10 protein-coding genes and 1 other RNA gene are annotated in these 13808 nt (G+C 40.9%); 8 read left to right on the top strand and 3 right to left on the bottom strand.

Annotated elements, in window-relative coordinates:
- Nucleotides 1-82: 82 nt before the first annotated feature.
- Nucleotides 83-4534 carry a glutamate synthase large subunit gene (gltB, locus tag AC1EU0_RS15940; protein WP_480303556.1) on the top strand — a complete coding sequence of 1484 codons (4452 nt, stop codon included), beginning with the start codon at nucleotides 83-85 and terminating at the stop codon, nucleotides 4532-4534.
- Nucleotides 4535-4597: 63 nt separating this feature from the next.
- A complete protein-coding gene (locus AC1EU0_RS15935; RefSeq protein WP_480303555.1) occupies nucleotides 4598-6001 on the top strand; it encodes an FAD-dependent oxidoreductase in 1404 nt (467 codons plus the stop codon).
- An 87-nt stretch (nucleotides 6002-6088) separates the two neighbouring features.
- Here the strand turns inward: AC1EU0_RS15935 and AC1EU0_RS15930 are convergent, their stop codons facing one another.
- The 3 genes from AC1EU0_RS15930 to AC1EU0_RS15920 form a co-directional block, all read right to left on the bottom strand.
- Nucleotides 6089-6193 (bottom strand): plastocyanin/azurin family copper-binding protein, encoded by a 105-nt coding sequence (locus AC1EU0_RS15930; protein ID WP_480303657.1) that lies wholly within the window; start codon nucleotides 6191-6193, stop codon nucleotides 6089-6091.
- 153 nt (nucleotides 6194-6346) lie between these two features.
- Nucleotides 6347-6527, bottom strand: a non-coding RNA gene (gene ssrS / locus AC1EU0_RS15925) — 6S RNA.
- Between the two features lie 47 nt (nucleotides 6528-6574).
- A complete protein-coding gene (locus AC1EU0_RS15920; protein ID WP_480303554.1) occupies nucleotides 6575-6883 on the bottom strand; it encodes a cell division protein ZapA in 309 nt (102 codons plus the stop codon).
- A gap of 245 nt (nucleotides 6884-7128) precedes the next feature.
- Here AC1EU0_RS15920 and AC1EU0_RS15915 point away from each other — a divergent pair, with 245 nt between their 5' ends.
- From AC1EU0_RS15915 to gcvT, 6 genes are all read left to right on the top strand, one after another.
- Nucleotides 7129-8658 carry a hypothetical protein gene (locus tag AC1EU0_RS15915; protein ID WP_480303553.1) on the top strand — a complete coding sequence of 510 codons (1530 nt, stop codon included), beginning with the start codon at nucleotides 7129-7131 and terminating at the stop codon, nucleotides 8656-8658.
- On the top strand, nucleotides 8655-9143 hold the full coding sequence (locus AC1EU0_RS15910) for a type III secretion system chaperone (protein ID WP_480303552.1): 489 nt from the start codon (nucleotides 8655-8657) through the stop codon (nucleotides 9141-9143). The genes AC1EU0_RS15915 and AC1EU0_RS15910 overlap by 4 nt, the downstream gene beginning before the upstream one ends.
- Before the next feature lie 108 nt (nucleotides 9144-9251).
- Nucleotides 9252-9827: a UPF0149 family protein gene (locus tag AC1EU0_RS15905; protein ID WP_480303551.1), complete on the top strand. Its 576-nt coding sequence runs from the start codon at nucleotides 9252-9254 to the stop codon at nucleotides 9825-9827.
- Nucleotides 9828-9872: 45 nt separating this feature from the next.
- Nucleotides 9873-11090, top strand: coding sequence for a 2-octaprenyl-6-methoxyphenyl hydroxylase (gene ubiH / locus AC1EU0_RS15900; protein WP_480303550.1), 1218 nt, complete (start codon nucleotides 9873-9875; stop codon nucleotides 11088-11090).
- 30 nt (nucleotides 11091-11120) lie between these two features.
- Nucleotides 11121-12329 carry an FAD-dependent monooxygenase gene (locus AC1EU0_RS15895; RefSeq protein WP_480303549.1) on the top strand — a complete coding sequence of 403 codons (1209 nt, stop codon included), beginning with the start codon at nucleotides 11121-11123 and terminating at the stop codon, nucleotides 12327-12329.
- A gap of 380 nt (nucleotides 12330-12709) precedes the next feature.
- Entirely contained in the window at nucleotides 12710-13804 is a 1095-nt protein-coding gene (gene gcvT, locus AC1EU0_RS15890) for a glycine cleavage system aminomethyltransferase GcvT (RefSeq protein WP_480303548.1), read from the top strand.
- Nucleotides 13805-13808 lie beyond the last annotated feature (4 nt).

Here is a 13808-nt window from a genome sequence, read left to right as displayed (position 1 = left end):
GACCTCCCTCTTTAATAATTATATTTTAATCAATCTTGCTGCATATTTATGTAAGGCATAATCATATAAAATGGAGTAATAAATGAGCTTGTATCACCCTAGCTTTGAAAAAGACAATTGCGGATTTGGCTTGATAGCACAGATGGATGGCGAAGCTTGCCATGAAATTGTGCAGCGTGCGATACACAGCTTAGATAAACTCAAACACCGAGGGGGAATCGCTGCCGATGGTAAGACTGGAGATGGCTGTGGAATTTTAATGCAAACCCCAAATGACTTTTTCGTTGAGATAGCCAAAGAAAACGATTGGCACCTTAATAAAAAGTTTGCTGTTGGAGTGCTTTTTGTAAGCAAAGATCCTCAAAAGTCAGAACGCGTAAAACTGCAATTTGAAGAAGAGCTATTAAAAGAAACACTGAGCATTGCAGGTTGGCGCACAGTTCCGACAAATAGCGATGTATTAGGCGAGATTGCAGCAGAATCAGAGCCACAAATTCTACAAGTATTAATAAATAGCCCAATGGGTTGGCGCGTAAAAGATCTAGAAAGACGTCTATTTATGGCTCGCCGCCGCCTTGAGCAAAGCATTCATGATGATCCTGACTTTTATGTCGCCAGTCTTTCTGGTCAGGTCGTTGTATATAAAGGCTTGATGATGCCAAGTGACTTGGATAAGTATTATCCTGATTTACAGCACCCAAACTTCAAAAGCTCGATTTGTTTATTTCATCAACGGTTTTCTACTAATACACACCCGAAATGGCCATTAGCACAGCCTTTTCGCTATCTCGCTCATAATGGTGAAATTAATACCATTACCGGTAATAGACAATGGGCGAAAGCCCGTTCTTATAAGTTTCATTCACCATTATTACCCGACCTACAACAAGCTCGACCTTTTGTTAATGAAACAGGCTCTGACTCATCTTCATTAGACAATATGTTAGACATGCTACTTTGTGGTGGAATGGATTTATATCGTGCCATGCGTTTGCTTATTCCACCCGCATGGCAAAGCAACCCTGATATGGATGATGATCTAAAAGCTTTCTATGACTTTAACTCCATGCATATGGAGCCATGGGATGGCCCTGCTGGCGTGGTAATGACCAATGGTCGCTTTGCCGCTTGCTCGGTAGATAGAAACGGCCTGCGTCCCTCTCGTTATATCATCACTTCCGATCGCATTTTAACGGTATCGTCAGAAGTCGGCATTTGGGATTACAAAGATTCTGATGTGATCGCTAAAGGACGTGTTGGTCCTGGTGAACTATTAGTTTTAGATACTCTCAAAGGTCAGTTGTTTCAATCATTCGAAATAGATAACGACTTAAAAGTCCGTCACCCATATAAAGCATGGATGAAAGAACACAGTACAGTATTAACCCCTGCCGAAGAATTACCTGAATCAAAGCATGGCCACCTCGAAATGAGTAAGTCAACGCTTTTGGCTTACCAAAAAGAATTCGGTTATACCAGAGAAGAACTAGAACAAGTCATTTGGCCTATGGCCAGCAACGGCCAAGAAGCTATCGGCTCAATGGGAGATGATACTCCAATTGCAGTTTTATCTGGTAAGCAACGCTCTTTGTATGACTTTTTTAGACAAAAGTTTGCTCAAGTTACCAATCCGCCAATCGATCCCCTGAGAGAAAAGCATGTGATGTCATTGGCCACTTGCGCTGGCCGTGAGCAGAATTTGTTTAATGAAACAACAGGTCATGCTTATCGTGTAATGTTCCAGTCACCAATACTACTTTATAGTGATTTTTCTCAGCTAAAGAATCTAAATCCAGACTATTATCGACACGATACGATTCAACTTAGTTACAATGAAAATGAAGGTCTTGAAGAAGCTCTGAATCGAATAGCTAGAGAAGCGAAATTACTTGCGAAAAATGGCACAACCTTACTGATACTGTCAGACCGAGTTGATAGCAATACTCAGCCACTTGTTCCAGCCGTTCTTGCGGTAGGCTTAGTTCACCGAACTCTTGTTGATAATGATCTCCGCTGCGATACCAACATAATTGTTGAATCAGGAACCACCAAAGATCCTCATCATTTTGCTGTATTACTCGGTTTTGGTGCTACAGCTATTTATCCATATTTAGTGTATGAATCTATTGCTTCAATGGCTCAAATCCAGCAGCAAGATTTCACCAAACTCAACCTCAATTATCGTTCAGGCATTGAGAAAGGTTTGCGTAAAATCATGTCAAAAATGGGGATCAGCACCATTGGTTCATATCGTTGTAGCCAACAGTTTGAAATTATCGGCTTCAATAAAGACATTGTAGAACTTTGCTTTAAAGGAGCCGTAAGCCGCATTGAAGGGATAGGCTTCGATGAGATTTCGAATTCGCAAATATTACTGCATAAGCAAGCAAGAAAATCGTTTTTACCACTTAACCAAGGTGGACAACTAAAATACGTCAATGGTGGAGAATATCATTGCTTTAATCCAGATGTGGTCACCAAACTTCAATCGGCACTGAACACTCAAGACTACTCCCTTTATAAAGAATTCAGTGAGTTAGTCGATCAACGTCCAATCGCAACATTACGCGATTTATTACAAATCAAATGGTCTAAGACGCCATTAGCCATTGATAAAGTCGAGCCAGATGAGGCCTTGTACTCTCGTTTTGATACCGCAGCAATGAGTATCGGAGCCTTGAGCACCGAAGCCCATGAAGCATTGGCAATTGCAATGAACAGACTTGGCGGGCGCTCTAATTCAGGCGAAGGCGGCGAAAATGCTCGTCGATATCACTCAGAGCGTAATTCCTCTATTAAACAAATAGCCTCAGGCCGTTTTGGCGTAACTGCAAAATATTTAGTGAATGCCGATGTTCTGCAAATTAAGATTGCCCAAGGTGCAAAGCCAGGAGAAGGAGGGCAACTTCCCGGCCATAAGGTCAGTGTTGAAATCGCTAATTTAAGATACGCCAAACCTGGGGTATCTTTAATTTCACCTCCGCCGCATCATGACATTTACTCAATTGAAGATTTAGCTCAGCTTATTTTCGATTTAAAGCAAGTGAACCCCAAAGCCTTAATTTCTGTAAAACTCGTTTCAACCCCAGGAATTGGCACGATTGCCACCGGTGTAGCTAAAGCTTATGCCGATATGATCACCGTCTCTGGTTACGATGGCGGTACAGGTGCTAGCCCACTCACTTCGGTGAAATATGCGGGTAGCCCTTGGGAATTAGGTTTAGCCGAAGTTCATCAATCTTTAGTTAAGAATGGGCTTCGCCATAAAATCCGTTTGCAAGTGGACGGTGGACTAAAATCCTCTACCGATATCATTAAAGCGGCTTTATTAGGTGCTGAAAGTTTTGGTTTTGGCACCGTTCCAATGATTGCCTTAGGTTGTAAGTATTTACGAATTTGTCACTTAAACAACTGTGCTACCGGCATTGCAACCCAAGATAAACGTTTACGTGAAAAGCATTACCATGGTAAACCAGAAAGTGTAATGCAATATTTTAAGTTCCTAGCCCAAGATTTACGTGAGCAACTGGCAATGCTAGGAGTAAGTTCAATTAAGGAGATCATTGGTCACAGTGAGCTTTTAAGCCAAATTACAGGTAAGTTAGCACACCATAAATACATTGATTTAAGCAAAGTATTAGCTAAAGAAACATCAGTACACGATAACCCAACCAAATGGACGGAGTTAAACACCCCTCAAGACATAGGTGAAATGAATCAAACATTGCTTCAAGCATGTAAACCCGCCATCGAGCAAAATTCTGGCTTCATTGGTCATTATGATATCAGTAATACTGACCGCGCAGTGGGCGCAAGCATTTCGGGCTACCTTGCCCAACAGCCAAACTCAAGCATAAACCAAGTCCAACTTAACCTTAATTTCAATGGCAGTGCAGGACAAAGTTTTGGAGTATGGAACGCTCCCAATGTCAATCTCACACTTTGTGGTGATAGCAATGATTATGTAGGGAAAGGGATGTCTGGTGGAAAGATCACAATAAGACCGCCTGAAAATAGTCGCTTTGCTAGTGAGTCAGCCACCATTATTGGAAACACTTGCTTATACGGTGCAACAGGAGGCGAACTTTATGCTGCAGGACAAGCGGGAGAACGATTTGCCGTAAGAAACTCTGGCGCGACAACCATTGTTGAAGGGGTTGGTGATAATGCGTGTGAATATATGACAGGGGGAACTGTTGTCATATTAGGACGCACTGGTGTCAACTTTGGTGCAGGGATGACAGGTGGATACGCTTATGTATTTGATCGCTACGGTAAATTCGGGAAACGCCTTAATCCCGAGTTTGTTGAATCAATCAACATTGAACACCAAGGGCATCAAGATCGACTTAAACAACTCATACAACACCATGTTTCAGAAACAGGCAGTGAGCACGGCCAACATATTATTGAAGAATTTGAACATTGGAAGCACTATTTCAAACTAGTGAAACCTAAGAATGTTGATATTGATGAATTACTGATTGGTGAGCGTCGAACCGAGCTCAATATTCCACTAAAGCAACAAGGATAATTCCATGACTAAAGTAATAATCATTAACTATTGGAAAAATGACCAAGTTGAAAAGGTGGCACTATGAGCAATGATTTTCAATTTATAGACACACAGCGCCACTTAGCTGAAAAGCAGCCAATCAACCTTCGTCGTGCAGAATTTGTTGAAATTTATCGTCCTAATCAACCGCAAGAGATCCACTCTCAGGCTTCACGCTGTTTAGATTGCGGTAACCCTTATTGTGAATGGAAATGCCCACTGCATAACTATATTCCCAATTGGTTAACACTGATCTCGGAAAACCGTGTAATGGAAGCCGCTGACTTGGTTCATCAAACCAACAGCTTGCCTGAGGTGTGTGGACGAGTTTGTCCACAAGATAGGCTATGTGAAGGTTCCTGCACTTTAAATGACGACTTTGGCGCTGTTACTATTGGCAATATAGAACGATACATCACTGACACCGCTATAAAACAGGGCTGGAAACCTGACTTATCAGATGTGAACACACGTACAGAAAAGGTAGCAATTATAGGAGCTGGACCTGCCGGATTAGCCTGCGCAGATGTTTTAGCTCGAAATGGGATAAAAGCCACTGTTTATGATAAATATCCTGAAATAGGCGGCTTACTGACATACGGTATTCCAGCGTTTAAGCTCGAAAAGTCTATTATTAAAAATCGCCGTAATATCCTCGAAGAAATGGGGGTTAAGTTTACCTTAAGCACTCATGTTGGCGTTGACATTTCTTTTGATGAACTCATCAATTCACATGATGCAGTATTTTTAGGGTTGGGAACCTATAAAGCGTTAAAAGCTAACATTCCAAACGAAAAAGCCAAAGGCGTTTACCAAGCCCTCCCTTATTTGATTGGCAATACACAACACATTCTTGAACAAGAAACATCAGAGTTTCCTTATATCAATCTCCAAGACCGAAATGTTGTGGTGCTTGGCGGTGGTGATACTTCCATGGACTGTGTCCGAACTGCGATTCGTCAAGGTGCAGAAAAAGTTACCTTGATTTACCGCCGAGACGAAGCCAGCATGCCCGGCTCTGCCAATGAAGTCGTCAATGCCAAAGAAGAAGGCGTTAATTTCACTTTTAATCACCAACCAATTGAAATAAAAGTTGAAGATAGCAAAGTTATCGGCGTTGAATGTTTGCAAACAACAATCGCACAATCAGCGGCTGATGCTCGACCAAGTTTTGAGTTGGTTGAAGGTTCAAACAGCGTTATTGAAGCCGATGCAGTAATCATCGCTTTTGGGTTTCAGCCAAACCCAGCTGATTGGTTAACCAAATATGATATTGAACTGGATATCCGTAATCGAGTAGTGGTTAACCGTCGAGAACACGATTATCAAACTTCTCACCCAAAAATCTTTGCTGGCGGAGATATGGTTCGTGGTGCCGATTTAGTGGTAACGGCCATTGATGAAGGGCGTAAGGCAGCAATTGGAATATTAAATTATCTAGAATAGTGGATTTAAATTTCTAGCATCAAACTCTAACTAAATCGTGCTTTTCGAGTTTAAAAATTTAAAAAACACGATTACAAAACATTTATCTTACTTAACGATAAGCTTACCTTTCATTAGGAAAGAGTGACCAGGGAAAGAACAAAAGTAAGTGTAATCACCACCAGCTTTTAAGCCCTTAGTTGAAAAAGTAATACTTGTTTCTTCATTGTTGTTCCATTGGTATAAAACTCAAATAGCTCTTAACTTTCTTACAAAAAGAAGAGCTACAGTTTTATCCTACGAAATTATTCTTTGTGGGTGTTTTTTAGAAATTTGAAGGAAAGTGAAAATACAGGAATCATTAGGCTGCTCCCCAGAATACCGCTGCCGGTGTAAGCCCTTGAACCGTAAGTTCAAGGCGGGTAAAGCTATACCTCCTAAGGCTTCTCGGTCAAGCCGAGCTTGCTCAATGTCAGTAAAACCTTCACCCTTAAGTTGTAAGCATCGGCACAGGGACATTACCAGCTGGCATGTATCCCGAGGAGCAAAACGGGTGTGTTAAATCGACTAGTTTAATCGCTTCAACAAAATAAGTTATTTTTCATTTTCCGCTCTTTCCAAGAGCGCTTTTTCAAGAGTATTTTGAAGCAAGCTGATACGCTTGCTCATTTCCAATTGATATTCTTTATTCTTCTGTTGTTCAGCATACAGCTCGTGACCAAGATTTAATGCTGCCATTATCACAATTTCTTCACGACTAAAGTTAGGGCTTTTGTCCTTTAACTTTTCTAGCTGCTTTTCTAGCCTTGCGGCAATGTCTACTAATATCACTTCTTGGTGATCAGGACACGATATCGAGTAGGTACGGCCTAATAGCATTATATTAACGGCTTTGTTACTCATTTTAGTTTCGTATCCTCATCTTAAAGTTCATCTATCTATTAAGCATAATCGAATCACATCAAGATTACATCTTTCATAGTAGATGTGTGACAGGACTATAAGATTACTAAAACAAAAGTGCAATGAAAAAACCTTATATCTAAGCTAACTGTTGAATATTTAACAATCTACGCATTAGATAACTCACTAAAATCATCAATTGCATCTATTCTTATTAGTAATCAAATCACAAGGAAGTATAAATTATGTCTATGCAGGTACAAGGACCAGGATCTGGTAATGACATACAAGCTACATCAGCACAAGCCTCTGAACCTAAAGCCACTACTGGTAATGGACTATATGATTTTTTGATAAATCATGGTTGGACTGAGGCTAGACTTATTGGAAAATTATTCGTTTCGTTAATAGGAAAAGAAAAGATTGAGTTGTATCGAGCCTCTCTAAAAGAAGGAAGTTTAAAAAACGATCATTTACCATCAAGTTCATTATTAAACACCCCTTCAGGCTCGTCAGAGTCACTAGCTTCAAGTGAATCATTCGCCGACATTGTTATAGATGAGAGCATGCAGCCTAATTTTTCTGAAGATGATGTAGCCCTAGAAGAAGCTTTAGAGCATCAAGGTAGAATAAAAAAAAGTCAATACAGACAACCTGAAGCCATTACTCAACAAATGCTATCTAATACCAGCTCTGCGCCGACATTGGATATTGGTGATGACGGCGACCTTGATGATCTAACTTTTGATAAAACCGGCAGCAGTGATGAGACTCAAACAACGACCAATGAAAGTACTAATCCAAAGTTTACATTCACGCAAACCGACAGTGACCCACACATAAGCCCTTTTTTGATGTCCCCCTCCCCAGTTGAAAGAAATGAGCAAGATGTCCCCCAAAAAGTGCAAGGAGAGACTCACAAACTGTCATGGTTAGAACAAATGGCAAACTTATCAGATGATAAGCAACTTCCCCCTGTCGATATAGACTCCGAACACTATAAAACACCAGAAGAAAAAGCAGCTGCACTCAAGCAATGTGACTTATTAAAGCAAAAGGCGGCAAGAGCAATTCGTTTCAAAACCCAAATGTCTTTGCCTAAAGCCACTGAAGATACACAACTTCCATCGAGTATCCCGTTTAGTGATGCTTTGAGCAATCCACTTTCAACAGTTGAACTCGCCAAGGAAGACTTGCAACTAAGTGAAGATGAAAAAAGAGCTCACCTAAGTAGATATGACAGTGCCTATAAAGCTCAATCGGAATGTTTAGCACAGTGGTCTAAATTATCCAAACGTGAGCTGGCTATTTTAAGCGGGCTCCATCAAAAGAGACTATCTCTTAAACAATTTAAAACTCACGTTGCCAACTCTAATGGCTTAACTCTAGAAGAATTAGCCGAAGCCCGAAAAATTATCGAAACAGGAACCCCCATAGAATCGAAAGCTTTTTGCGATAAATATGAATGGTTAAGAGACGGTGCCCGAAAAACTGATGACGACCGAATAGTTTTGAAACAAAAACTTGACCTTAGCGAATACGAGTTTGCAGTTTATCTTAACCTGCATTTTGATACAGACGCTGCACAGTTAAACTTAAATGAAATAAAAAATGTTCAAATGTTTTTAGAAACCGTACATTCAGTAAATGTATTTACTGCTCTAAAACAAACGCATCCTCAAGTTCGAGAATTATCTTCATCAGATATTGATACAACTTTATTTAGTTTAAATAAGTTAGTTAAAAAATGGACAGAAACAGGAGCCAAAGAATGACCAGCATAACTCCACCAAAGACGAAAATAAACTATGACTCCAAATCACTTGTTTCTGCTTTATTTGAATATGCTGGCATGCCTAAAAACGATATTGAAGACTCAAGCTGTTGTATAATACAACTTGATGAACAATCACAGGTTATTATCAATTGGTATCCTAATATCATCAAGCTTGTGTGCCCTATTGGCAAATTAAGTGAGTCCAACAATGAGTTAATTTTAATGAAATTGCTCTTAGAGCAGAATGTAACTTCATGCTCAAGGTTTACTTACCAATACAGCTTAGATCCTGAAAAACAGGAACTTGTCCTTTCTGTGATACTTTCAACTGACAATTTTTTCCCAAACAGCTTCATTGAATTCTTTTTAAACTTTGTTCAAGACGCACAAACATGGATTGAACAACTGAATGCTCAAAAATTCTTTTTGCCTGATTTGATAAATGCGCAACATGAATCACACAGCTCCACTCCTGTTCGTTAATTTTACGAATAAATCAGAAGTGTATAGTCGCAGTAGTAATGCTTGCTACACTCCACTGTGGGCATCTGTTACTATACCTACCGACATTGATTTACTTGGAATTCTCAAATGGTTACTACACCGTCACTACGCATTGAAAAATTATCTCAAGCCCTAAAAGCCGCAGAACTCGCACAACACCCAGCCGAAGTTCACGGCACATTAGTCGGGCTAATTTGTGGTGGTGTTGAACATAAATCAAAAGCTTGGATCACACCAATGCAAGAGTTAATAAGTGACGGTCAACCATTCCCTGCTGATCTTCACAACCTGATCGAAGACCTTTACAAAGACACTTTAGAACGACTTGAAGAGTTTGAATTTGGTTTCACCTTACTTTTACCGGAAGAAGAAGAGTCTCTAAATGTACGAGTTGAAGCTCTGTCTTTATGGGTGCAAAGCTATTTGGCCGCAATTGCTATTATTCAACCAAAACTCAAACAAGCGTCTGCTGAAGTTAAAGAGGTCATTGAGGACTTAACTGAGATAGCACAAGTTGAATTAGACGTTTCTGATGACAATGAATCAGAAGCAGCCTTTATTGAATTAGAAGAGTTTGTCCGAGTATCGGCGATTTTGTGTTATTCCGAATTTGCTCCCGAGCTTCCATCAAGTAATCAAGAGAAACCTGACACTTTACACTAACTGATTGATAGCCACTTCCAAGCACTTCGAGTTAACGGATTTTGTATGTCTTCATCACAACAAAATAATGCGACTACTGATTACGATATAGCCATCATTGGCGGAGCCATGGTAGGCAGTGTTTTAGCACTAGGCCTAGAGCAACTCACAGAACGCAAATTGAAAATTGCTTTAATTGAGGCCGTTACTCCCTCAGATGAGCACCCAGGCTTTGACGCTCGCTCTATCGCTTTAGCTCACCATACCATTAAGTCATTGAAAGAAATTGGTGTGTGGTCGAATATTGATAATCTGGGCACACCTATTAACCATATTCATATTTCTGACCGTGGTAACTTCGGCATGACCCAATTGAATGCTGATGAACTTAATGTCGACTATATGGGGCAAGTGGTAGAACTGGCACAAGTTGGACAGCAGCTATACAAAGCACTACAGCAGTCATCAGTAAACTTGCTTTGCCCCAATAGCATTACCGAGCTAACTGCAACTCCAGAACATCACAAGTTAACACTAAATTCAGGTCAACAAATCACGGCTAAATTAGTGGTAGCTGCAGATGGTGTAAATTCAGTTGTTCGCCAGCAATTAAAGCTAGAACAACAAGTCATTGATTTTAACCAGTCAGCCATTATCGCCAATATTGCTTGCGAGCAAGAACATAAGAACAGAGCTTGGGAGCGATTCACCAACACTGGTCCATTAGCTTTGTTACCAATGCGTCCTGAAAATCAACAAAACCGCTTATCACTAGTTTGGGCCTTACCACCCGAAACGACCAATGAATGGATGGCGCTACCAAAACCTGAATTTTTATCTAAGCTGCAACACGCATTTGGATTCAGAGCAGGACAATTTATTGATCTGGGTGAACGATTCTGTTATCCACTCAAGTTAAGCTATATGCCAAGACCGATTCACCATCGTTGTGTTTTTGTTGGAAATGCAGCCCAAACACTGCACCCTATCGCAGGGCAAGGGTTTAACTTAGGCATGCGAGATATATTGGCCTTAATAAAAGTGATTTCCCGACAGTCGAATGGTTCTGACGTAGGCAGCTCTAGCGTTACTCATGGATACCTCAAACTCCGAGAGCTGGACAGAAGCAATACTATTAGTCGCATAGAGTTCTTGGTTAGAGGGTTTTCTAACGACTTATGGCCGATGGCGGTTACTCGTAATTTAAGTCTAAGATTATTAAGTTACCTGCCACCGTTAAAGGCTCCAGTTGCGAAAACAGCCATGGGATATACAACAGCGTAATAGGGTACGCCCTAAATTTTTTGGAATAACATGTTAAACACACAAAGTTACGATGTCGCCATCATTGGCGGTGGTATGGTTGGCCTTGCTACCGCAATTGGCCTTGCCCAATCCAATATTAATACGATTGTGATTGATGCTGGTTCTATTGAGCCTGTTGATGGTGAGCCTCGTTTACGTGTCAGCGCTATCAACAAAGCCAGTCAAAATTTATTGTCAAATCTTGGTGTTTGGCAATATCTTGATAATTCGAGAGTTGGTGACTACAACCAAATGGAAGTGTGGACAAAAGATGGCCTAGGCTCAATACACTTCGATGCCGAATCGGAAATGGAATCTAAACTGGGTTCGATTATCGAGAATGACAATATTACTCAAGCGCTAGCCAAGAGAGCTCAAGAGTGCCATGCCCTTACTCATATTCAAAACCAAAAAGTGAACAACATTGCCTTTGGTGACCGAGAGTGTTGGCTAACATTGAGTGACGGCTCTAGCCTAACAACTTCGTTAGTTATTGCGGCTGATGGTGCAAATTCATGGGTACGCCAACAAAGTAACATTCCACTCAGTTTTTGGGATTATGATCACCACGCCATTGTGGCAACCATCAAAACGGCCGAACCTCATAATCATTGCGCTCGTCAGGTATTTTCTTCTGAAGGACCATTGGCATTTCTCCCTTTAAATGACAATCACTTATGCTCTATTGTATGGTCTGTTCCGCCAGCAAAATCAAAAGACCTTATGGCAATGTCACCTGAAGAGTTTGAAAAATCACTCACTGCCGCTTTTGATGGCAAATTGGGATTATGCCAGTTAGACAGCGAACGCTTAGCATTTCCTTTAAGAATGCGTTATGCCAGACACTTCGCTCGCCAACGTTTGATTTTAGCTGGTGATGCCGCTCACACCATTCATCCGTTAGCAGGACAAGGTGTAAACCTTGGTTTCTTGGATGCTGCCAGCATTATCGAAACCCTAATCGACTTGAAAGAAGAAGGCTTAGATCTTGGAGAGTATCGCAATCTTCGAGCTTTAGAACGCTGGCGAAAAGCTGAAGCCGTAGAAATGATTGCATCTATGGAAGCTTTAAAGCGATTGTTTGCCGGTGACAACCCAATCAAAAAGGCTATTCGAGATTTTGGACTGAACATTGTAGACCAGTTTGGTATTTTGAAAACTGTATTCGCAAAACAGGCTTTAGGGCAAAAAATTAAACTTCCTAAACTGTGTAAATAATCTTAATGCGGTCTAATCCAGACCGCTTCATACCAAAAAACTCTGGCGACTTCGTTAGTGAACTTTAACTTTAAAACATGAACAATGTGCTTTGCTTATTTAGTGCAGCCTTAACCACATGATTTTAATAAAAAATTAACAACCGTCATTTGGCATCAATAAAACTAATCTCAGTCATTAGTTTTTCTCAGTTATTTTTTCGACTATTAAATCCTCCGTACCACTAGGTACTAAAGCAATCCCTGCACTCGGCAAGTCACTCTTATCCATAAAAAATCTTTTGTATACAACTTCGCTTTAAGAGGTATAATTTCGCAACTTTATTTTGTTCAAAACACCAAACAATAACGAGAACATATTACTCTCCAGAAGGGATGATAATGGCAAATAAAACGGTACTCTTTGATAAACACTTGGAATCAAACGCCAAGATGGTGGACTTCTTCGGCTGGGAAATGCCAATTAATTATGGCTCTCAAATCGAAGAACATCATGCGGTTCGTCAAGACGCAGGAATGTTCGACGTATCACACATGACAGTGGTTGATATTTCTGGCGAACAAGCAAAACCTTTCCTTCGTACCCTACTTGCTAACGACGTCGAAAAACTCTCTGTTGCTGGTAAAGCATTATACGGCGGCATGCTAAACCACGAAGCTGGTCTTATCGATGACTTGATCACCTACTTCTTAACAGAAACTCACTATCGTTTAGTTGTTAACTCTGCGACTCGTGAAAAAGACTTAGCTTGGATAAATACACAAGCTGAAGCATTTGAGGTTACGATCACCGAACGTCCTGAACTCGCAGTTATCGCAGTACAAGGTCCAAATGCTAAAGCCAAGGCTGCAAAAGTATTTTCAGCAGAGCAACAACAAGCTGTTGAAGGAATGAAGCCATTCTTCAGCGTGCAATCTGGCGACCTATTTATAGCGACAACAGGCTACACAGGTGAAGCTGGTTACGAAATCATCCTTCCACAAGAACAAGCCGCAGATCTTTGGCAAGCATTGCTAGATGCTGGCGTTCGTCCATGTGGTTTAGGTGCGCGCGATACGCTACGCCTAGAAGCAGGTATGAACCTATACGGCCAAGATATGGACGAAACTGTTAACCCACTAGCCGCCAACATGGGCTGGACTATTGCGTGGGAGCCAGAAGACCGTAACTTCATCGGTCGTGAAGCGCTTGTAGCATTAAAAGCGGCTGGCACAGAAAAAATGGTTGGTCTCGTCATGGAAGCTAAAGGTGTACTGCGCCACGGCATGAATATTTTCTTTACCGATATAAACGGTAACGAGCAGCAGGGTGTGATCACCAGCGGTACATTCTCCCCAACGTTGGGATACTCTATCGCCATGGCTCGTGTACCAAAAGGCATTAGCGAAACAGCTGAAGTAGAAATGCGTAAAAAACGCGTCCCAGTTAAAGTTGTTAAGCCATCCTTTGTACGTAACGGCAAACAAGCATTTTAAGAAT

Source organism: Parashewanella sp. 2210YD4-3 (assembly GCF_056591735.1).
This window is presented reverse-complemented; position numbering and strand designations above follow the sequence as displayed.

Coding starts and splice junctions, on each gene's coding strand:
- gcvT (WP_480303548.1), top strand. CDS start 12,710: ATGGCAAATAAAACGGTACTCTTTGATAAACACTTGGAATCAAACGCC.
- ubiH (WP_480303550.1), top strand. CDS start 9,873: ATGTCTTCATCACAACAAAATAATGCGACTACTGATTACGATATAGCC.
- gltB (WP_480303556.1), top strand. CDS start 83: ATGAGCTTGTATCACCCTAGCTTTGAAAAAGACAATTGCGGATTTGGC.
- AC1EU0_RS15920 (WP_480303554.1), bottom strand. CDS start 6,883: ATGAGTAACAAAGCCGTTAATATAATGCTATTAGGCCGTACCTACTCG.
- AC1EU0_RS15935 (WP_480303555.1), top strand. CDS start 4,598: ATGAGCAATGATTTTCAATTTATAGACACACAGCGCCACTTAGCTGAA.
- AC1EU0_RS15895 (WP_480303549.1), top strand. CDS start 11,121: ATGTTAAACACACAAAGTTACGATGTCGCCATCATTGGCGGTGGTATG.
- AC1EU0_RS15910 (WP_480303552.1), top strand. CDS start 8,655: ATGACCAGCATAACTCCACCAAAGACGAAAATAAACTATGACTCCAAA.
- AC1EU0_RS15915 (WP_480303553.1), top strand. CDS start 7,129: ATGTCTATGCAGGTACAAGGACCAGGATCTGGTAATGACATACAAGCT.
- AC1EU0_RS15905 (WP_480303551.1), top strand. CDS start 9,252: ATGGTTACTACACCGTCACTACGCATTGAAAAATTATCTCAAGCCCTA.